Source organism: Pseudomonadota bacterium, from assembly GCA_026388215.1.
Classification (GTDB): domain Bacteria; phylum Desulfobacterota; class Syntrophorhabdia; order Syntrophorhabdales; family Syntrophorhabdaceae; genus JAPLKF01.
The window spans coordinates 23,393-42,892 of the sequence record JAPLKF010000036.1; the positions used below are offsets into that span (position 1 = coordinate 23,393).

Consider the following 19,500-nt stretch of genomic DNA (forward strand, 5'->3'; position numbering starts at 1 on the left):
ATGAAAAAGGTATATTTCGACAATAATGCCACTACCCCGATTCACCCGGAAGCAGCACATTTTGTAAAGCCTTTTTTTAATGAACTCTTTGGTAATCCATCAAGCCTCCACTGGGCAGGAAGAGAGGCGAGGGTTTATTTTGAGAAGGCACGGGAACAGGTAGCGGGTATAATTCATGCAGAGATAGGAGAGGTTGTCTTTACGAGTTCCGGAACAGAAAGCGATAACCATGCAATAAAAGGTGTAGCCTATGCAAAAAGGGACAAAGGGAATCATATCATAACAACAAAGGTTGAACACCCGGCAGTGTTAAACACATGTAAATATCTTGAGAGTAAAGGGTTCGATGTTACCTATCTTCCCGTTGATGGTAATGGACAGATAGACCTTGAAGATTTAAAGAGGGCGATAAGAAGGAACACTATCCTTATTTCTGTCATGTATGCAAATAACGAAACAGGCACCCTTTTACCGATAAAGGAAATCGGGGAGATAGCAAAAGATTCTAACATTATTATTCACTCAGATATGGTGCAGGCCATGGGGAAGATAGACATTGACATGAACTTTCTGAATGTGGACCTGGCAAGTTTCTCAGGTCATAAGGTGTATGCACCGAAGGGTGTGGGAGCCATCTATATAAGAGAGGGGTTAGAAATAGATAACCTGATTCATGGAGGTCATCAGGAGGCGTCGAGAAGAGCAGGAACAGAAAACGTGATCGGGATAGTAGCCTTTGGCAAGGCCTGTCAAATAGTAAAGTCTGAAATGAAAGAGGATAACAGACGGATTGAAAATTTGAGAAAAAGATTGCTCGAAGGCATTATGGAAAAGGTCGAGCATGTGAGGCTAAACGGACATCCATCGAACAGATTGCCAAACACATTGAATCTGAGTTTTGAATACGTAGAAGCTGAATCATTACTCATTGCCCTTGATTTGAATGGAATTGCAGTTTCTTCAGGTTCTGCCTGCTCATCAGGTTCAACAGAACCTTCCCATGTGCTCCTTGCTATGGGTATCCCGTCAGAGGCATGTCAGAGCGCAGTAAGGTTAAGCCTGGGAAGGGAAAACACCGAAGAAGATGTTAATTATGCACTCTCTGTTATACCAGGCGTTGTAAATAGGCTCAGAGAAATGTCACCGTTCTACAAGAAATAGGGCTAACCCCTGATTTTAATATGAAATTCTTCATACACACAACAGGTTGTAAGGCAAACCAGTGGGATTCATATATAATCTCAAACAAACTCCAGAAAGAAGGTCTTACTCTATGCCCCTTGCCCTATGCCGATTTTATCATTATAAACGCCTGTACATTAACGGCTGGAGCAGAACGGGACATAAAGAGGTTCATAAACCGGGGCAGGAGTATAAACGAAAAGGCAAAAATAATCCTCGCAGGCTGCCATGCTCAAGTCTATCCAGATAAAGCATTTGGTGCAGATATTATACTGGGGCAAAATGATAAATTTCATATCGAAAGATTCTTAAATAAAGAAGGATGTTTTGTGAAAAGTACAAGGGCATTTCCTATGGAAGAAAGTATAATTAATGGTCTTCCAGAGGGCAGAACAAGATTTTTCTTCAAGATACAGGATGGCTGTGATAAGTTTTGCAGTTATTGTATCGTCCCATATGCAAGAGGAAAATCGAGAAACAGGCCCATATCAGAGATTATAGAGGTGATGAAACTCCTGAAAGAGAGGGGCATAAAAGAGGTTGTTCTTACTGGTATTGAAATATCTTCATACAAGGATTTAACAACAGGTATGGATTTAAAGGGGCTTCTGAATTTACTTGAAAAGAGCGATACGCCACAACGGATACGGATCAGTTCAATCGACCCCCTATACATCGATAGGGAGTTCATGAAAACTATTGCACACTCCAAAAAGATTACTAAAAGCCTGCACATACCCTTACAGAGCGGATCTGATAGGATACTCGAGACAATGGGAAGGAAATATTCGAAAGCATTTATAATGGATACCGTGGAAATGCTGAAAAAGGGCATAGAGGATATCGGGATAGGCATGGATGTTATGGTAGGTTTTCCAACGGAAGATGAGGATGCATTCCTGGAAACATATAGACTCCTGGATACAATTGATATCTATTATCTCCATATTTTTCCATATTCCGTTAGAAAGGGGGCTATTTCATCATCTATGGAAGATGATGTGCCGGAATCTATAAAAAAAGAAAGGGCCCACAGGCTTAAGAAACTTGATATAAACAAAAGAAAGGTATTCTACAATCGATTCATAGGCAAGAAGGCATGGATTATCCCTGAAGGAAAAGTATATAAGGGTCTTTTTATGAGGGGGTATACTGATAATTATATTCCTATTTACATACCTTATAAAAAAGGTCTTGAAAACAATCTGACCGAGGTTACAATAAAAGGGATACGTGATAATATGGTAATAGGAGAAGTCAGCAGACAGTAAGGAGTAGACAGTAGGCAGTAGGTGGTTTTTCACTGCTTACTCCATACTGCATACTGCTTATTTAAAGCAAGGGGGTTTATGTTTATTTACGGGAACCTTCTTACAAGTATAGCTTATGTATTGAATATTTTACTTGAGATATACCTGTGGGTAATTATTATAAGGGCTATTCTCTCATGGATTAGACCCAATCCCTATAATCCCCTTGTCAGGATTATATATGGACTGGTAGACCCTATAACATACAGGATTTCAAGATTATTTCCCACAAGGATAGGCATGATAGATATTTCCCCATTTATACTCCTGATTTTTATTATATTCCTTCAGAAATTCCTTATCAGAACGCTTTTTGATATCGGGATGAGGATGGGATAAAATTTAGGGTATAGGGTGTAGGGTACAGGATATAGCTTATCCCTGACGTTAATATGAATATCGAGATAAGGGTCATAACAAACGCAAAAAAGAAAGAGATAAAGAGAGAAGATTCCGGGTGGAAAGTGAAACTCACATCTCTGCCCCGGGGCGGTAAAGCAAATGAAGAACTTATTGAATACCTTGCAAGTCTATTTTCTGTCAAAAAGTCTGAAATAAAGATTTTAAGGGGAAAAAAGGATAAGAAAAAGTTGGTTTTCATACCTGTTGATGAGGAGACATTAAATGCTTTTTTGAAAGAAAAGGCAAGGGTTACAACAAGTTAATTTGCTTGACAACCAAAGGTCAAACCCATTATATTATCAAACTCAAAAGAAGGCAACATTGATTATCAAAATTTCAGCGATTGAAGATAAATTAGTGGTAAGGGGCAATATGGAGAGTTCACAGTTTACAAGAACCGACGAAAATGAATTTGTTTCTCTTTCACCGGTAAGTTATGAGCTTACTATTAAAAAGATTGAAGACCTCGTAACTGTGGAAGGTCCGATTAGCTGCACACTGACCATGACCTGCGTAAAATGTCTGGATGAATTCACCTTACCAATGAATGTAAATCTTGATATAGAGCTCGCACCAAGGGTTCCCACCCCTCATGTATCTGAACTTGAACTAAAAGACAATGATATGGATGTATATTATTATGAAGGAGATGAGATAGATTTAGACCCATTTGTATATGACGAGGTAGTACTGAATATACCTATGAGACCCATTTGTAAAGAGGAATGCAAGGGACTTTGTGATGTTTGTAGAAAAAACAAAAATTACGAAGAGTGTAATTGCAATAAGGTTTCTGACACATTGCTGGGAGAAAAATTAAAATCTTTTTTAACTTAAGTAAGGAGAGACTGATATGGCTGTTCCAAAGAGAAAAACCACAAAATCTAAAAGAGACAAAAGAAGGACCCATTACAAGGCAACACCTTTAAATGTTGTTCTCTGCCCAAACTGTAAAGAACCCAAGTTACCTCATATTGTGTGTCCCAAATGCGGGATGTACAAGGGCAAAAAGTATTTGGAGATAGAGGAAACTTAACATAATGGTGAAGATAGCGGTAGATGGTATGGGGGGGGATTTTGCACCCAATGTCGTGGTATTGGGAGCAGAATCTGCATGTAAAAAAAAGATAGCAGATGTAGTTCTCGTAGGTGATGAAAACGCTATAAAACCCCTGATAAATAATATAGATGGTATAGAGATTGTTCATACCCCCGTATATGTGGAGATGGACGATACTCCCTCAAGTGCCCTGAGAAGAAAAAGGGATTCTTCTATAAATAAAGCCTTTGAATTACTTAAAGCTAAAGATGTTCAGGCCGTTGTTACTGCTGGCAATTCCGGTGCAGCAATGGCCTTTGCAATCTTTACCCTGGGAAGATTGCCGCTGGTTGACAGACCGGCAATTGCAACTCTACATCCAAATATAAAGGGCAGTATATCAATACTTTTAGATGCAGGTGGCAATGTGGACTGCAAATCTATGCATCTTGTTCAATTCGCCGTCATGGGTAATGCATTCGCGCGATGCATCCTCGGGATAGATAGACCCAGGATTGGCCTTTTAAGCAATGCCGAGGAAGAAACAAAGGGGAACGAACTGACAAGGGAGGTTCATGCTATCATCAAGACATTAAACCTCAATTATATTGGTTATGTTGAGGGCACAGACATGTATAATGGGAATGCGGATGTGGTTGTTAGTGACGGTTTTGTGGGCAATGTGGTAGTGAAGGTAAGCGAAGGGGTAGCAGAAATTCTAAACACCTTTCTTAAGGAGAACATTCGCAAGAGTTTCAGGAGGAAGATGGGGTATTTACTTTTGAAAGATACCTTTGAAGAGCTTGCGAGAAAGATGGACTACTCAGAATATGGTGGAGCACCTCTTTTAGGGGTAGATGGTATCTGTATCATATGTCATGGTAAATCCAATGAAAGGGCTATAAAAAACGCAATAGCATTAGCAAAAAGTTTCATTGAGAAAAATTTAAATGAGGCTATTAAAGAGGGAATGCAAAGTTATCAATCGGTTGAGAGGACAAAGGAGAAATAGACATGGACTATTTTATTACAGAAGACCAGAAACACATTCAGGCACTGGCTCGCAGGATTGCAGAGGAAAGGATAGTCCCGATCAGGGCAGAGCTTGATGAAAATGAGGAATTCCCCTGGGGTATAATGAAAATATGTGCAGAGACAGGCCTTTTTGGTGTGAGCATACCCGAAGCATACGGAGGAATGGGCGGGGGATGCTTTGAAAACTGTATAGTTGTTGAGGAATTAAGCAGGGCATGTCTTGGTGTTTCTGTGAGTTATGCGGCAAGTCTTCTCGGGGCACATCCTATCTTACTCGGCGGTTCAGAAGAACTGAAGAAAAAATACCTTACCGATATAGCGAGCGGCAAAAGACTTGCAGCCTTTGCCCTTACTGAACCAAACGCCGGCAGTGATGCTCAGGGTATCAGGACAGAGGCCAAAAAATTGGGTGATGAATACATTCTGAATGGCACAAAACAATGGATTACAAATGGTGGCGAGGCTGAAATATATACTGTGATTGCAAAGACTGACAGGAGTAAGGGCGGAAGGGGTGCAACAGCGTTCATATTAGAAAAAGGGATGGAGGGCTTTTCCTTTGGCAAAAAGGAGAAAAAGCTTGGTATTAGAGCTTCTGCAACAAGGGAGCTCATATTTCAGGATTGCAAAGTTCCCAAAAAAAATGTTATAGGTAGAGAAGGCATGGGTTTTATTTTAGCCATGAGGACCTTCGACAGGACAAGGCCGGGTATTGGTGCTCAGGCAGTGGGAGTGGCCCAGGGTGCTCTTGAGGCTGCCATTAACTATGCAAGGGAAAGGGAACAGTTTGAAAAGAAGATTATCTCTTTTCAAGCAATACAACACATGCTTGCAGATATGGCAACGCAGATTGAGGCTGCCCGTGCCCTTGTCTATGCAGTAGCCCGCTATGTAGACAGTGGTGGAAAAGATTTTTCCAAGGTTTCTGCCATGAGCAAGGTATTTCCTAGTGATACGGCCATGAAGGTGACCATTGATGCAATCCAGATTCTGGGAGGATATGGATATATGAGGGATTATCCTGTGGAAAAGATGATGAGGGATGCAAAGATACTCCAGATATATGAAGGAACAAACCAGATTCAGAGAAATGTCATTGCCCTTGAGCTCGTCAGGGAAGCTGCATCGAAGAGGAGATAAATGAAAAAGATAGGCATTGTTTTCCCCGGCCAGGGTTCTCAATATGTCGGCATGGGGAAAAAGCTTCACGACCGTTTTGATGATGTGAAAGGGTTGTTCAATACAGCCGATGCAACACTTGGTTTTTCTATCACAAACCTATGTTTTAACGGGCCAGAAGATGAATTGAGGCAGACCTACAACACACAACCAGCAGTGTTGCTTGTAAGCTACGTTATCTGGCATGTATTAAAAAAAGAAATGGACATTGAACCATATCTCGCTTCAGGACATAGCCTCGGCGAATACACTGCACTGCTTGTAAGCGGCTTTTTTAATTTTGAAGATGCACTAAGGATCACAAGAAAAAGAGGGTTGCTCATGGAAGAATCGTGCCCAAAGGGCAGAGGTGGTATGGTAGCACTAATCGGAGCAGATATGAAAAAGGTGGAACCTGTTTTAAAAGAGGTGTCTCACAATGATTATGTTGCTGTTCCTGCAAATTTAAACTCCCCTGAACAGGTCGTTTTATCAGGCAATATTGATGCATTAAAGGAAAGTGTGGATAAGCTAAAGGGTATAGGATATAAAAAGGCTATCTTTTTAAATGTTTCAGGCCCGTTTCATAGTCCTCTTATGAAAGAGGCAGCAGAAAAATTGAAGGACGAGTTGAATAAGACTCTAAAAGGAGATATGCGTATACCTGTTGTATCGAATGTGGACGCGACCCCGGGGCAAGAAAAGGATCAGGCCCTTGATAAACTTTACAGACAGATGTTTTCGCCTGTTTTGTGGGAAATGTGTGTCAGGAGAATGACAAAAGAGGGTGTGGAGATATTCCTTGAAGTTGGTCCACAAAAGGTGCTTACGAACCTGATAAAGAGGATAGAACCTAATGTCCCGTGCTACAGTATAGAAGAGATGAAAGACATTGAATCATTAAAGGATATTCTGACATGAATAAGTTGATAGACGCGGGTACCCACTTGTGGGTGGGGGGAATGATCGTCCTTCGTCCTTCGGTAAGGCATCGCAATGCGAAATACCGAACGGGGTTTTAAGATGAACGGTACTGTTACAATAATTACAGGCGGTTCTCAAGGGATAGGAAGAGGTATAGCAGAGTTTTTAGCAGATAAGGGCGGAGATATTGCAATATTCGATATTATTGATGGAAGCGATGTAATAAGTGAAATTATAAAGAAAGGCGGAAGGGCAGAGTTTTTCCATGTTGATGTAACAGATTTTCATGCTGTCGAGGAGGCTGTAGAAGGCGTTATGAGAAAGATGGGGAGAATTGATAATCTTGTAAATAACGCCGGTATTGCAATAGATAAATTGCTGGTGAGAATGAAAGAAGAAGATTGGGATAGGGTCATTCAGGTAAATTTGAAAAGTGCATTTAACTGCACAAGGGCTGTTATTAAGCATATGTTAAAAACAGGTGGCAATATAGTAAGTATCTCGTCAATTACCGGAATAATGGGCAATGCAGGTCAATCAAACTATGCTGCAAGCAAAGCGGGCCTTATTGGTTTTACAAAGAGTATTGCAAAAGAATATGGGGAAAGAGGTATAAGGGCAAATGCTATTGCCCCTGGATACATAAAGACAAAAATGACAGAATCGTTAGATGATAAAACCAGGGAAGAAATGTTTAAGGCAATCCCTTTAAAGAGGTTTGGGAAACCATTAGATGTTGCCCATGTGGTATATTTCCTTCTTTCAGAGTATGGAGGTTATGTGACTGGAGAGGTGATAAATGTTAATGGAGGTTTATATATGTAATGTTTGGGGTATTTCCCCTATAAAAAATGAGGAGGTAGTTAGATGACAGTTGTTGAAAAGGTAAAGAAGATGATAGTAGATCAGCTTGGGGTTAGTGAGTCTGAGGTAATTCCAGAAGCAAAGTTTATTGACGACCTTGGAGCGGATTCGCTTGATATTGTGGAGCTTATTATGGCACTGGAAGATGAATACGGTATTGAAATTCCTGATGAAGACGCAGAGAAAATAGAGACTGTGGGTGATGCAATAAAGTATATAGAAGAACATTTGGCTGAGAAAAAGTAGAGAGGTGGAAAGCGTTGAAGAGAAGGGTCGTTGTCACCGGTGTTGGTCTTGTTACACCTCTTGGTATAGGAATAGACAATGTATGGGATAACATACTGAATGGTAAATCGGGTATTTCGGCGATAACAAGGTTTGATACATCCCAGTTCGAAACAAAGTTCGCAGGTGAGATTAAAGGGTTTAACCCCGAAGATTACATATCTCACAAAGAGGTCAAAAAGATGGATCTTTTTATCCATTATGCCCTCGGCGCTACAAAGATTGCAATGGACGATGCAGGTCTCGATATGTCGAGGGAAGATGCCGAGAGGGTAGGAGTAATTGTCGGAACCGGGCTTGGCGGACTCCCAACACTTGAAAAATACCACAGTGTCCTTCTGGAAAGGGGACCTGGCAGGATAACACCTTTTTTTATCCCCATGCTTATAGCCAATGAAGCGCCGGGTCATATAGCCATTCAATATGGGATTAAAGGGCCCAATCTATGTATTGTAACCGCCTGTGCTACGGGAGCACATTCCATTGGAGATGCATATAGGGTCATCCAGTATGGTGATGCAGATGTAATGTTGGCAGGAGGATGCGAAGCAAACCTGACCCCCCTTACCGTTGGTGGTTTTAATGCAATGAAAGCGCTTTCCAGAAGAAACGATGAGCCTGAGAAAGCCTCCAGGCCTTTCGAGAGGGATAGAGATGGGTTTGTTGTGGCAGAAGGGGCCGGGATAATCATCCTGGAAGAACTCGAGCATGCACTCAAAAGGGGTACGAAGATCTATGCAGAGATAGTAGGTTATGGGTACAATAGTGATGCATATCACATTAGTGCGCCCTGCCCGGATGGGGATGGCTTTATACGGTGCATGAGAATGGCACTAAAGGATGCCCAATTATCAACAGAAGATGTGGATTACATCAATGCTCATGGGACATCTACTGAACTGAATGATCGTGTTGAGACAATTGCTGTAAAGGAAGTTTTTAAAGAACGGGCCTACAAGATACCTGTAAGTTCAACAAAATCCATGACAGGTCATCTATTAGGGGCAGCAGGTGCGATAGAAGCCATATTTACCATCCTGAGTATAAGGGATCAAATCTGCCCCCCAACGATCAACTATGAAAACCCTGACCCCGAATGTAACCTTGATTATGTGCCCAATAAAGCACGGAGCCACAAAATAAATGTTGCAATGTCAAATGCTTTTGGATTTGGAGGAACAAATTGTACACTTGTATTCAGGAGATTCAGATCTTGAAGATCGCTATTGGATCAGACCACGTAGGGTATGAATTAAAGGAATACTTGAAGCAGAAATTAAAAGAAAAAGATTACCATTTAATTGATGCCGGAACAGAAACCGATGCATCAGTAGATTACCCGGATTTTGGCATAAAGGTGGCAAAACTTGTATCAGATGGGGAAGTAGAAAGAGGCATTCTTATCTGTGGAACAGGTGTAGGCATGAGTATCACGGCAAATAAGGTTAGAGGCATAAGGGCAGCACTTGTATATGACCTCTATACTGCCATACAGAGCAGAAAACATATTGATGCAAACATTCTTGTACTTGGAGGCAGAGTAACAGGAAAAGGGCTTGCAGAAGAGATTGTTAAGGTCTGGCTTGATACTCCATTCGACGGGGGAAGACACAAGAGAAGGATAGAAAAAATAGAACAGTGGGAAAACAAACATTTAAATTAAAGTATGAATATGAAAGATAAAGATAGAGAAATCTCCGAGCTTATCAGACACGAGATAGAGAGGGAAGAATACAGCCTTATACTTATCGCATCTGAAAACTATGTGGATGAAGAAATACTCGAGGTACAAGGCTGTGTATTAACAAACAAATATGCAGAGGGTTATCCAGCAAAGAGATACTATAGCGGCTGTAGATATCTCGATGAAATCGAGACTATAGCAATAGAGAGGGCAAAAGCATTATTTAAAGCAGAACACGCAAATGTTCAACCTCATTCCGGCTCTGCTGCGAATATGGCTGTATTTTATGCTGTCCTCAATATAGGAGATAAAATACTCGGGATGGATATAGCCCATGGGGGTCACCTGACACACGGTTCCAATGTGAGTTTTTCTGGAAAATTATATAAGTCTATTGGTTACAAAGTATCGGCAAAAGATGAAATGCTGGATTATGATGAAATCAGAAGCATCGCTTTAAAAGAAAAACCAAAATTGATTATAGCAGGAGCAAGTGCATATTCAAGGACTATAGACTTTAAGAGATTTAGAGAGATTGCAGATGAGGTGGGTGCTTATCTAATGGTAGATATGGCTCACATTGCAGGTCTTGTGGCTGCAGGATGCCACCCAAGCCCCATGGAATTTGCCCACTTTGTAACAACAACAACCCACAAAACCCTCCGCGGTCCACGAGGGGGTATAATTCTCTGTAAAAAAGAGTTTGCAAAAATCATTGATCAGGCTATATTTCCAGGAACACAGGGTGGTCCACTTATGCATGTAATTGCGGCTAAGGCCGTTGCACTGAAAAAAGCAATGAGCGAAGAGTTTAAACAATATCAAAGGCAGATCATTGCGAATGCAAAATATCTATGCAGTTGCATGGAAAAACGTGGTTACAGGATAGTTTCTGGAGGTACGGATAACCACCTCTTTCTTATCGATCTCTCGAATAAAGGGATAACCGGAAAGGAAGCTCAGGAAGCACTTGAAGAAAGTGGTATCATGGTCAATAAAAATCTTATACCCTTTGACAGCAAAGGCCCAAGCGTTACAAGCGGTATAAGAATAGGGACTCCGGCAGTTACTACACGGGGCATGAAAGAGAGAGAAATGGATGTGATTTCTGAACTAATAGATAAAGTTTTAAAATCCCTTGAGGACGAAAGATTACATTCTGATATCAAAGAAAAAGCGAAGGCGTTATGTAAGAAATTTCTTTTTTATTCTCATATATACAAGATATGAAAACATGCCGACCGGATTGGGATTCCTATTTCATGGAAATAGCAAAAATTGTTTCAAAAAGGTCTACCTGTATAAGGAGGAATGTGGGGGCTTTAATCGTTAAGGACAAAAGAATACTCTCTACAGGCTATAACGGTGCGCCAATAAATTTAAAGCACTGCATGGATAGAGGATGCCTGAGACAGACGTTGAACGTGGCATCAGGTGAAAGGCATGAGCTATGCAGGGGGCTTCATGCGGAACAAAATGCAATTATACAAGCCGCATACCATGGTGTATCGATAGATGGTGCCCAGCTCTATTCCACCCATCTGCCCTGCTCTATATGTATAAAAATGATTATCAATGCAGGAATATCAAGGGTATTTTATCTTGATGGTTATCCGGATAACCTTGCCTCTGAACTTGTTCGCGAATCAGGTATTGTTCTACACAAAGTTAAAATCAATGAGCATTCAGAGTTCGGGGTTCGGCCTGCCCTGCTTCGCAGAACGAGGTCAGGGGGTTCGGGGTCTAAAAACTCAAAACTTAAAACTCGAAACTCGAAACTTCATTCGAAGCCATGAAATGTCCTTTCTGTGATTATTTAGAGAGTAAAGTGCTTGATTCGAGGATGAGTAAGGAGATGGATACTATAAGGAGACGTAGAGAATGTCTCAAGTGCGGAAAGAGATTTACTACAGCAGAAAGGCTCGAAGAGGGGCTCCCCTTAGTAATAAAAAAGGATGACAGAAGAGAGGTATTTGATAGAACAAAGATCTTAAGCGGGTTAAAGAAGGCGTGTGAGAAGAGACCCATAAGTATTACAAATCTTGAAAAAATCGTTTCGAGAATTGAATATAATCTTTTGGAGAAAGGTGAAAGAGAAATCAAGGCTTCTGAGGTTGGGGAAATGGTGATGGAAGAACTAAGAAAGCTTGATGAAATTGCATATGTACGGTTTGCATCGGTTTACAGGCAATTCAGGGACATCAACGAATTCATGGAGGAATTGAAAAACCTTCTCTTAAAAAAGGGTGAAGAGTGAAAGAAGAACAATACATGCGCATGGTTCTTTCTCTCGCACGGAGAGGGCTTGGTTCAACATCTCCCAACCCAATGGTTGGTGCAATTCTGGTTAAGGGGAAACGTATTGTCGGGAAGGGGTATCATAAAAAGGCAGGACTTCCCCACGCTGAGATCATTGCAATAAACGAGGCAAAGGAAGAAGCGAGAGGTTCCACGCTTTATGTAAACCTGGAACCCTGTGTTCACGTCGGGAGAACACCCCCCTGTATACACACAATAATAAAGGCAGGGATAAAAAAGGTAATAATCTCCATGCTCGATCCGAACCCCAGTGTAAATGGAAAAGGTATTGAGGCGTTAAAGAAAGCGGGAATAGATGTAAAGGTTGGCCTCCTTGAGAAAGAAGCGAGAAGATTGAATGAAGCCTTTATAGTTTATATGGAGAAAAAAAGACCCTTTTTTGTAATGAAAGCAGCGGTAAGCCTTGACGGGAAAATAGCAACAAAAACCTGTGATTCAAAATGGATATCAAATGAGGAGTCAAGAAGATATGTAAATAAATTGAGGTCGGAAATGGATGGGATAATGGTTGGAATTAATACTGTGATACTGGATAATCCGCTACTTATTCCAAAGGTTTTAAGACCCAAAAAGCACCCTGTTCGAATTATACTTGATTCGAAGCTAAGAATACCGCTTACATGTGACGTTGTGAAGACCTCTGAGAAATATAAAACATGGATATTTACCTCTGAAGATTCCAGAATCGATAAAGAAGCAAAACTTAAATCTATGGGTCTGGAGATTATCAGGATCCCCAAGGATGAGAATGGAAGGGTATCATTAAAACATGTAAATGAAGAATTATATAAAAGAGAGATTGTGGGTGTTCTTGTTGAGGGAGGCGGGGAGATAAACAGCGGTCTTTTAAAAGAAGGTTTTTTAGATAAGATTCTTCTATTCTATGCCCCGATGTTAATCGGCGGCAAGGGCGCCTTAAGCCTCATAGGCGGCAGGGGTGTAGATTTTTTAAAAGATGCATACAGAATAGACATTACTGCTATGAAAAGGTTTAAAGAAGATATATGTTTAGAGGGTTATGTTCACAGGAATTATTGAAAATATTGGAACTATAGTCAGTATAAACAAAATGAGCGGAAGATGGGAGTTTTCTATAAAAACAACCGTCATGCCTAATGATATCCGGGAAGGCGATAGTATCTCAATAGACGGGGTATGCTTAACTGTTAAAAGGGTAGCAAAAAACATGTTCTATGTCGATGCCTCCCTTGAAACTCTAAATTTAACAACGTTCAAGGAAAAAAAGACGGGTGACAGGGTAAATATTGAGAGGGCAATGAAGTCTGATGGTAGATTCGGAGGACACATTGTCATGGGACATGTGGATGGAATTGGCACAATTGTGGAGATGAAACAGTCAGGCGATTCAGTAAGATTAGAAATTCAAGTACCCGCCGATATATCTAAATATATCGTTAAGAAAGGGTCAATTGCAATCGATGGAATAAGCTTGACAGTGAATGAGCAAAGTGATAATAAATTTACGGTTAACATAATCCCGTACACGTTATCCAAAACCACTTTAGGTGAAAAAAACTTACGGGATAAGGTAAATATTGAAACGGATGTAATCGGAAAATATGTAGAGAATTTTATTACAAAAGGTAAGAATAAAGGGATAGACCTTGATTTCCTTTATAAGCATGGGTTTATAAAAGGGGAATAAGAAATGGCAATTTCAAAAATAGAGGATGTTATCCAGGACGCTCGAGAAGGCAAAATGGTGATAATCATCGATGATGAGGACAGAGAAAACGAAGGCGATGTCATGATAGCTGCCGAAAAGGTTACCCCTAAAGCCATAACGTTTATGGCGAGATATGCCTGCGGCCTTATATGCGTTTCTCTCACTGAAGAAAGGGTAAGGGAATTAGACCTTCCCTTAATGGTTAAGGATAATACTTCCCCATATAATACTGCCTTTACAGTTTCAATAGAGGCAAAAAGAGGAGTTACAACGGGTATCTCTGCCCATGACAGGGCAAAAACAATACAGGTGGCAATAGACGAAAAAACAACCCCCGATGACCTTGTAAGACCAGGCCACGTATTTCCTCTCATGGCAAGAAAAGGCGGGGTGCTTTTCAGGGTTGGTCATACAGAAGCCTCTGTGGACCTGGCAAGACTTGCAGGACTTAAGCCTGCTGGTGTTATATGTGAGATAATGAAAGAAGATGGTACTATGGCCCGGCTCCCAGACCTTGAAATTTTTGCGGAGCGCCATAATCTCAAGATAGCAACTATTGCAGACCTGATTAAATATAAGACGAAGAATGAAAAATTGGTAAGGAGGGTGGCGGAAACAAAAATTCCAACAAGATACGGCGGGGAATTCAGGTTAATCGGCTACGAGAATGACGTGGATAAAGAAATGCACATAGCACTTGTTAAGGGTGAAATAAAACCTGAAGATGTTGTGCTTGTAAGGGTTCATTCTGAGTGCTTCACGGGGGATGTGTTTGGCTCTATGAGGTGTGATTGCGGGGAACAATTGCATACTGCCCTGAAGATGATTGAGAAGGAAAAGCAAGGTGTTTTTCTTTACATGAGACAGGAAGGCAGGGGCATAGGGCTACTAAATAAACTTAAAGCTTATACCCTTCAAGATAATGGTAAAGATACCGTAGAGGCGAATATTGCCCTTGGGTTCTCCCCTGACCTGCGCGACTATGGTATTGGTGCACAGATCTTGAGTGACCTTGGCGTGAGAAAGATGAGGCTTTTAACAAACAATCCACGGAAGATAAAAGGACTTGAAGGTTATGGTCTTACAGTAGTTGAGAGGGTACCCCTTGAAATGTCGCCCACAAAAGACAACATTGCTTATCTTAAGACCAAACAGGAGAAGCTTGGTCATATTCTCAATAAAATATAAGGAGTAAATATGATATATGAGGGAAAGCTCAACGCTAAAGGTTTCAAGTTTGCAATAGTAGTGAGCAGGTTTAATAGCTTCATAACTGACAAACTTCTCGAAGGAGCAATTGATGCCTTAAAAAGACACGGGGCGGAAGACAGGCAGATTAATATATACAAAGTCCCCGGTTCTTTTGAAATACCACTAATAGCCAAGCTCCTGGCGAAAAAGAGAGACATTGATGGCATTATATGTCTCGGTACAGTAATAAAAGGGGGAACATCTCATTTCCATTATATTGCATCCGAAGTTGCAAAAGGTATAGCTCAAGCTTCGCTTGAGAGTGAAAAACCTATCTCCTTTGGTATCATCACCAGTGAAAATATCGAACAGGCGATCGAGAGGGCAGGGACTAAATCTGGAAACAAAGGTTATGATGCGGCAATCTCCGTTATAGAAATGGTAAATCTTTTAAAGGAAAAGGCCTTGTGCGGAGACGTAAAGCAAGAGAGTTAGCCTTAAGAATGCTTTATCAGATGGAAACAAATGGTGATAACCCGGAACTTGCTCTCACTAAATATTGTGAAACCTTTCCTTATCATGCAGATGTTGTAGATTATACAAAATTTTTATTATCAGGGGTCTTAAAAGAAAAAGAGACAATAGACAGGTATATAGAGGATACATCTGAGCATTGGAGGCTTGGGAGAATTACTTATGTAGATAAGAATATCTTGAGACTAAGCATATTTGAAATGCTTTTTTCTCCGGATGTCCCTCCAAAGGTTGCAATCGATGAGGCAATCGAGTTAGGTAAAAAGTATGGCAATGAAAACTCAAAAGACTTTATCAATGGAGTTTTGGACAGAATTTTAAAAGACTATTATGAAAAGGAGAACAGGGTAAAAAATGATAGCAGATAAGATCTGGATGGATGGAAAGTTTATTAACTGGAATGATGCAAATGTTCATGTGTGCACCCATACACTCCACTATGGTGTTGGTGCATTTGAAGGGATCAGATGCTACGAATGCCATGATGGGAAAAGCGCCATATTTATGCTCAAGGAACATATCGACAGGTTATTCGATTCTGCCCATATCGTACAGTTAGAAATCCCATACAAAAAGAGCGAGATAATAGACCTTTGCAAGGAGATAGTAAGGGTCAATGGCTTTAAAGAATGTTACATACGCCCCATTGCATTTATGGGGGATAGCCAGTTGGGTCTTTATGTAAAGGACTTTAAGGTCAGGGTGGCAATAATAAGCTGGGTATGGGGTGCATATCTCGGGGATGAAGGTTTAAAAAATGGTATAAGGGCAAAGGTATCCTCCTTTTTAAGAAACCATGTAGATGCCTGTATGTCAAAGGGAAAGATCTGTGGACACTATGTAAATTCCATTTTAGCAAAGAGAGAGGCAATATCAGCAGGATATGATGAAGCAATTATGCTGGATACAGAAGGTTATGTGTCTGAGGCAAGCGGGGAAAATATTTTTATTGCAAAGAAGGGAAAGATAAAAACAACCCCCCTTACATCAATACTGCCGGGAATAACAAGAAGCGCCGTTCTTAAAATTGCATCTGACATGGGGTTTGAGGTGAAAGAAGAGCGGTTTACAAGGGATGAACTCTATATTGCGGATGAAGTCTTTTTCACAGGCACTGCAGCAGAGGTTACACCTGTGAGAGAAGTGGATAGCAGAAAGATTGGAGAAGGAAAACCGGGGCCTGTCACCCTTAAGATTCAAAAGAAATTTTTTGAAGTAGCACGGGGCATGCATAAAGAATATGCAGATTGGCTCATGTATCTGTAACTGATTTCGCATAGGGCATGGAGCTAAGAGCTTGGAGCCAAAGATTTAAACTCTATGCCCTCTGCTCTCTGCTCTCTGCAAATATCACCATACTATTGAAAAACCATGACCCACATCATTATCGACGGATATAACTATTTACACAGGATAAGGTCTTCAGGCATGCAAGATGGCTCCAATCTTGATATACAAAGAAGATATCTGCTTGAAAAATTGGTGCAGTACAAGAAACAGAGAAATGTCAAAGTAACAGTGGTGTTCGATGCCTATAACAGCTTTTCCTTAAATAGACAAAGAGAAAACTATAAGGGTATTAATGTTGTATATTCAAAGGAACATGAAACCGCAGATGATGTTATTATGGGATGGATTCGGGAAAAGAGATCAGGAATTGTTGTGGTTAGTTCTGACCGTGCCATCATAGATGAAGCAAAAAAATACAGTGTTGCGTTTATCACACCTCTTAGAATGGAAGAAGCAATAGATGGGGATTATCCGGATGAAGAAGAAAGAGATACTGAGAAAAAGGGAAACCCGAGAAGGCTTCCAAAAAGATTAAGAAAGGTTAAAAAAACAATAGATAAAATATAATCTCAGAAGACACATATATAAAACAGGTCTTGATAGTATGCTAAAAAAACACGTAGTATTTAATAAATAAAACAATATGAGAGGCTAAAATATGTTAGTGCGAGATATAATGACCCATAATGTGATAACAATAACCAGCGACACCTATGTCCTTGACGCCGAGCGAACCATGGAGCTTCACAAAATTGGCCGTCTTCCGATAGTTGACAAGGGGAAGCTGGTAGGTATTGTAACCAAAGACAATATCTTAAAGGCAAGTCCCTCATCAACTACTCCATATAATCAACGGCAGCTCTTCTATCTTATGTCAAAACTAACCGTAAGGGAAATTATGAAAACAGATGTAGTTACGGTAACAGCCGATACTACTATAGAAAAGGCAGTGGCAATTGCTCAGAAGAATCGGGTTGGATCCCTTCCGGTTGTTGATGGAGAAAGGGTGGTGGGGATATTAACCACAAATGATGTCTTTTACAAAATCCTGAATCCCCTTCTGGGGATAGGAGAAATAGGTAAACGCATTACTATATATGGGGCTGGAAAGAAAGAAGAGATACAGAAGGTTCTGGACTACGTGAATAAAACAGGCACAAAGATAAAAACCTTCTGGTTTCCTGCTGATCTCGAAAAAAAGGACCTTGTCATCCACCTCGATACAGATGATGCTACACCTATAATTTCAGGGCTCAAAGAAATGGGATACTCAGTAGACCTAAGGGAGTTCTCTGCATAAAAGCTGTCCGCCTTCAGCAATCACCGGAAAGAAGAAAGGGAAGCTTAAAGTATGGAGTAGGGAGTAAGAAGTATGAAGCAGACAGTAGTCCCGCCAAAATGTATTTCTTCATAAAAAATGGTCGGCCATAACAGGTTGTTGCCCAAACAAAATTGTCTGCCGGAACACTGTTTCCCTCGCTGCCGGGTACCCTCTGGGTGTGCGCGCGGCTTCATCCCGCCCATAGCGGGATTTACCCACTAATGACCCGCCCTCGCTCAATCCACGAACTCGGACTTTGTCCTCAGACAGCGTGGATTGTCCCCTCGGGAGCACTCGGACGTGCCAAAGTGGGTACCCAAGCCGTACTCGATGTCGCACTCACGAAACAAGTCCCGGCTCGAAGGAACCGTAAGGTTCTTCCGGCAGTGATGTTCACGAAGCAAAAACTTTGGGCAACAAGGCCGTCAAGGACAGACCCCTCTCCTGGCTCTCTACCGCTTACCGCCTACTGCTTGGACTTTCTGGTTCAATCCACTCACCAATATCTTTATGCCTGATGGTATTCTTCAGGATTTCCTTTCTTCTCTCAAGGAACCTGTTCTTCATGCCCCTCAGCCATTCCTTATGCAAGAGCATATGCTCTGGACTGCCGAATATGCCCTCGTCTTTTATTTTTATTCTTTTACCATATTCATCGATTGAAAAATGGCCATGGCAGAGGGTGCAGATGAATTTTCCCTTTTCCATCCTGACAATTTCGCATCCACAAAAAGGACAACCATATCTGTTCTTGATCATTTCTCTGGAGAAAAGAATCTTTCCCAGCCTCTTTGCCTTTTCTATATTTCTTTCATCTGTAAGTATCTCCCCAGGCAAGGCGGCTCTCATGTTTAAACTCGCCTTTATATTAAGCCCGAGAAAGGATGCAAGGCTCATCAGAGTGTGAGGAGCTACCCCTACCCTCTCCTTAACACCATAAATATTTACAAGGATACATGGTTTGCTGTAAGTATTTTCAATAAAATTATAAAAGAGAAGGCCTCTGTCCAGTATCCTCTTGAATATGCTATGGGCACCAAGAAAATATACAGGTGAAGCAACAATAATTGCATCTGATTGGACAATATGGTTTAGCAAAAATTCCATATCATCTTTGTTTGGACATGGTTTATCCATTATGCATCCATAGCATGCCCTGCACGGCAATATCTCAAGGGACGGCATTCTTATAAGGTGAAGTTTATGATCAAGCTCAATGTGTCTCGATATCTCCTTGACAAATACTTCGCAGTTCCCAAGTTTTCTTGGAGAACC

The 19,500-nt window shown here is 41.0% G+C and carries 24 protein-coding genes and 1 pseudogene; 24 read left to right on the forward strand and 1 reads right to left on the reverse strand.

Annotation, left to right across the window (positions count from 1 at the left end; all coding sequences use genetic code 11):
- The 24 genes and pseudogenes from nifS (at nucleotide 1) to NTU69_02975 (ending at nucleotide 18,204) form a co-directional block, all read left to right on the forward strand.
- Nucleotides 1-1,161, forward strand: coding sequence for a cysteine desulfurase NifS (nifS, locus tag NTU69_02860; protein MCX5802470.1), 1,161 nt, complete (start codon nucleotides 1-3; stop codon nucleotides 1,159-1,161).
- 20 nt (nucleotides 1,162-1,181) lie between these two features.
- A complete protein-coding gene (mtaB, locus tag NTU69_02865; protein ID MCX5802471.1) occupies nucleotides 1,182-2,453 on the forward strand; it encodes a tRNA (N(6)-L-threonylcarbamoyladenosine(37)-C(2))-methylthiotransferase MtaB in 1,272 nt (423 codons plus the stop codon).
- A gap of 78 nt (nucleotides 2,454-2,531) precedes the next feature.
- Complete coding sequence (locus tag NTU69_02870) at nucleotides 2,532-2,831, forward strand: YggT family protein (GenBank protein ID MCX5802472.1); 300 nt, start codon at nucleotides 2,532-2,534, stop codon at nucleotides 2,829-2,831.
- Nucleotides 2,832-2,884: 53 nt separating this feature from the next.
- On the forward strand, nucleotides 2,885-3,157 hold the full coding sequence (locus tag NTU69_02875) for a DUF167 domain-containing protein (GenBank protein ID MCX5802473.1): 273 nt from the start codon (nucleotides 2,885-2,887) through the stop codon (nucleotides 3,155-3,157).
- 58 nt (nucleotides 3,158-3,215) lie between these two features.
- Nucleotides 3,216-3,731: a DUF177 domain-containing protein gene (locus NTU69_02880; protein ID MCX5802474.1), complete on the forward strand. Its 516-nt coding sequence runs from the start codon at nucleotides 3,216-3,218 to the stop codon at nucleotides 3,729-3,731.
- A gap of 16 nt (nucleotides 3,732-3,747) precedes the next feature.
- Nucleotides 3,748-3,930: a 50S ribosomal protein L32 gene (gene rpmF / locus NTU69_02885; protein MCX5802475.1), complete on the forward strand. Its 183-nt coding sequence runs from the start codon at nucleotides 3,748-3,750 to the stop codon at nucleotides 3,928-3,930.
- Nucleotides 3,931-3,937: 7 nt separating this feature from the next.
- Complete coding sequence (gene plsX, locus NTU69_02890; GenBank protein MCX5802476.1) at nucleotides 3,938-4,945, forward strand: phosphate acyltransferase PlsX; 1,008 nt, start codon at nucleotides 3,938-3,940, stop codon at nucleotides 4,943-4,945.
- Between the two features lie 2 nt (nucleotides 4,946-4,947).
- A complete protein-coding gene (locus NTU69_02895) occupies nucleotides 4,948-6,108 on the forward strand; it encodes an acyl-CoA dehydrogenase family protein (protein ID MCX5802477.1) in 1,161 nt (386 codons plus the stop codon).
- The gene (gene fabD / locus NTU69_02900; GenBank protein MCX5802478.1) at nucleotides 6,109-7,047 is read left to right on the forward strand and encodes an ACP S-malonyltransferase; all 939 of its coding nucleotides are present in this window, start codon (nucleotides 6,109-6,111) and stop codon (nucleotides 7,045-7,047) included. It abuts the gene before it with no gap.
- 102 nt (nucleotides 7,048-7,149) lie between these two features.
- Entirely contained in the window at nucleotides 7,150-7,875 is a 726-nt protein-coding gene (gene fabG / locus NTU69_02905) for a 3-oxoacyl-[acyl-carrier-protein] reductase (GenBank protein MCX5802479.1), read from the forward strand.
- Between the two features lie 42 nt (nucleotides 7,876-7,917).
- On the forward strand, nucleotides 7,918-8,160 hold the full coding sequence (locus NTU69_02910; protein ID MCX5802480.1) for an acyl carrier protein: 243 nt from the start codon (nucleotides 7,918-7,920) through the stop codon (nucleotides 8,158-8,160).
- 14 nt (nucleotides 8,161-8,174) lie between these two features.
- Nucleotides 8,175-9,416 carry a beta-ketoacyl-ACP synthase II gene (gene fabF / locus NTU69_02915; GenBank protein MCX5802481.1) on the forward strand — a complete coding sequence of 414 codons (1,242 nt, stop codon included), beginning with the start codon at nucleotides 8,175-8,177 and terminating at the stop codon, nucleotides 9,414-9,416.
- A complete protein-coding gene (rpiB, locus tag NTU69_02920; GenBank protein ID MCX5802482.1) occupies nucleotides 9,413-9,862 on the forward strand; it encodes a ribose 5-phosphate isomerase B in 450 nt (149 codons plus the stop codon). Before fabF ends, rpiB begins: the two co-directional genes overlap by 4 nt.
- A gap of 3 nt (nucleotides 9,863-9,865) precedes the next feature.
- Complete coding sequence (locus NTU69_02925) at nucleotides 9,866-11,113, forward strand: serine hydroxymethyltransferase (GenBank protein ID MCX5802483.1); 1,248 nt, start codon at nucleotides 9,866-9,868, stop codon at nucleotides 11,111-11,113.
- A pseudogene (locus NTU69_02930) lies at nucleotides 11,110-11,553 on the forward strand (cytidine/deoxycytidylate deaminase family protein). Before NTU69_02925 ends, NTU69_02930 begins: the two are co-directional and overlap by 4 nt.
- A gap of 122 nt (nucleotides 11,554-11,675) precedes the next feature.
- Nucleotides 11,676-12,140, forward strand: a complete 465-nt coding sequence (gene nrdR, locus NTU69_02935) for a transcriptional regulator NrdR (GenBank protein ID MCX5802484.1) — start codon at nucleotides 11,676-11,678, stop codon at nucleotides 12,138-12,140.
- A complete protein-coding gene (ribD, locus tag NTU69_02940; GenBank protein ID MCX5802485.1) occupies nucleotides 12,137-13,240 on the forward strand; it encodes a bifunctional diaminohydroxyphosphoribosylaminopyrimidine deaminase/5-amino-6-(5-phosphoribosylamino)uracil reductase RibD in 1,104 nt (367 codons plus the stop codon). The genes nrdR and ribD overlap by 4 nt, the downstream gene beginning before the upstream one ends.
- A gap of 31 nt (nucleotides 13,241-13,271) precedes the next feature.
- Nucleotides 13,272-13,868: a riboflavin synthase gene (locus NTU69_02945; protein ID MCX5802486.1), complete on the forward strand. Its 597-nt coding sequence runs from the start codon at nucleotides 13,272-13,274 to the stop codon at nucleotides 13,866-13,868.
- Nucleotides 13,869-13,871: 3 nt separating this feature from the next.
- Entirely contained in the window at nucleotides 13,872-15,077 is a 1,206-nt protein-coding gene (locus NTU69_02950; GenBank protein ID MCX5802487.1) for a bifunctional 3,4-dihydroxy-2-butanone-4-phosphate synthase/GTP cyclohydrolase II, read from the forward strand.
- Nucleotides 15,078-15,086: 9 nt separating this feature from the next.
- Nucleotides 15,087-15,575 carry a 6,7-dimethyl-8-ribityllumazine synthase gene (ribE, locus tag NTU69_02955; protein MCX5802488.1) on the forward strand — a complete coding sequence of 163 codons (489 nt, stop codon included), beginning with the start codon at nucleotides 15,087-15,089 and terminating at the stop codon, nucleotides 15,573-15,575.
- Nucleotides 15,548-15,982, forward strand: a complete 435-nt coding sequence (gene nusB, locus NTU69_02960) for a transcription antitermination factor NusB (GenBank protein ID MCX5802489.1) — start codon at nucleotides 15,548-15,550, stop codon at nucleotides 15,980-15,982. The genes ribE and nusB overlap by 28 nt, the downstream gene beginning before the upstream one ends.
- On the forward strand, nucleotides 15,969-16,880 hold the full coding sequence (locus tag NTU69_02965) for a branched-chain amino acid transaminase (GenBank protein ID MCX5802490.1): 912 nt from the start codon (nucleotides 15,969-15,971) through the stop codon (nucleotides 16,878-16,880). Before nusB ends, NTU69_02965 begins: the two co-directional genes overlap by 14 nt.
- A gap of 105 nt (nucleotides 16,881-16,985) precedes the next feature.
- Entirely contained in the window at nucleotides 16,986-17,471 is a 486-nt protein-coding gene (locus NTU69_02970) for an NYN domain-containing protein (GenBank protein ID MCX5802491.1), read from the forward strand.
- A gap of 91 nt (nucleotides 17,472-17,562) precedes the next feature.
- A complete protein-coding gene (locus NTU69_02975) occupies nucleotides 17,563-18,204 on the forward strand; it encodes a CBS domain-containing protein (GenBank protein MCX5802492.1) in 642 nt (213 codons plus the stop codon).
- Between the two features lie 480 nt (nucleotides 18,205-18,684).
- Here NTU69_02975 and NTU69_02980 read toward each other — a convergent pair.
- Nucleotides 18,685-19,500, reverse strand: an 816-nt coding sequence (locus NTU69_02980; GenBank protein ID MCX5802493.1) for a flavodoxin family protein, incomplete at its 5' end; no start/stop codon positions are given.

What these genes read in the sequence shown, in the direction of transcription:
- NTU69_02970 (MCX5802491.1), top strand. Translation starts at nt 16,986, where the DNA reads ATGACCCACATCATTATCGACGGATATAACTATTTACACAGGATAAGG.
- NTU69_02875 (MCX5802473.1), top strand. Translation starts at nt 2,885, where the DNA reads ATGAATATCGAGATAAGGGTCATAACAAACGCAAAAAAGAAAGAGATA.
- NTU69_02945 (MCX5802486.1), top strand. Translation starts at nt 13,272, where the DNA reads ATGAGCGGAAGATGGGAGTTTTCTATAAAAACAACCGTCATGCCTAAT.
- fabD (MCX5802478.1), top strand. Translation starts at nt 6,109, where the DNA reads ATGAAAAAGATAGGCATTGTTTTCCCCGGCCAGGGTTCTCAATATGTC.
- NTU69_02895 (MCX5802477.1), top strand. Translation starts at nt 4,948, where the DNA reads ATGGACTATTTTATTACAGAAGACCAGAAACACATTCAGGCACTGGCT.
- ribE (MCX5802488.1), top strand. Translation starts at nt 15,087, where the DNA reads ATGATATATGAGGGAAAGCTCAACGCTAAAGGTTTCAAGTTTGCAATA.
- fabG (MCX5802479.1), top strand. Translation starts at nt 7,150, where the DNA reads ATGAACGGTACTGTTACAATAATTACAGGCGGTTCTCAAGGGATAGGA.
- NTU69_02975 (MCX5802492.1), top strand. Translation starts at nt 17,563, where the DNA reads ATGTTAGTGCGAGATATAATGACCCATAATGTGATAACAATAACCAGC.
- rpmF (MCX5802475.1), top strand. Translation starts at nt 3,748, where the DNA reads ATGGCTGTTCCAAAGAGAAAAACCACAAAATCTAAAAGAGACAAAAGA.
- nrdR (MCX5802484.1), top strand. Translation starts at nt 11,676, where the DNA reads ATGAAATGTCCTTTCTGTGATTATTTAGAGAGTAAAGTGCTTGATTCG.
- nifS (MCX5802470.1), top strand. Translation starts at nt 1, where the DNA reads ATGAAAAAGGTATATTTCGACAATAATGCCACTACCCCGATTCACCCG.
- NTU69_02950 (MCX5802487.1), top strand. Translation starts at nt 13,872, where the DNA reads ATGGCAATTTCAAAAATAGAGGATGTTATCCAGGACGCTCGAGAAGGC.
- mtaB (MCX5802471.1), top strand. Translation starts at nt 1,182, where the DNA reads ATGAAATTCTTCATACACACAACAGGTTGTAAGGCAAACCAGTGGGAT.
- NTU69_02925 (MCX5802483.1), top strand. Translation starts at nt 9,866, where the DNA reads ATGAATATGAAAGATAAAGATAGAGAAATCTCCGAGCTTATCAGACAC.
- NTU69_02910 (MCX5802480.1), top strand. Translation starts at nt 7,918, where the DNA reads ATGACAGTTGTTGAAAAGGTAAAGAAGATGATAGTAGATCAGCTTGGG.
- NTU69_02870 (MCX5802472.1), top strand. Translation starts at nt 2,532, where the DNA reads ATGTTTATTTACGGGAACCTTCTTACAAGTATAGCTTATGTATTGAAT.
- NTU69_02965 (MCX5802490.1), top strand. Translation starts at nt 15,969, where the DNA reads ATGATAGCAGATAAGATCTGGATGGATGGAAAGTTTATTAACTGGAAT.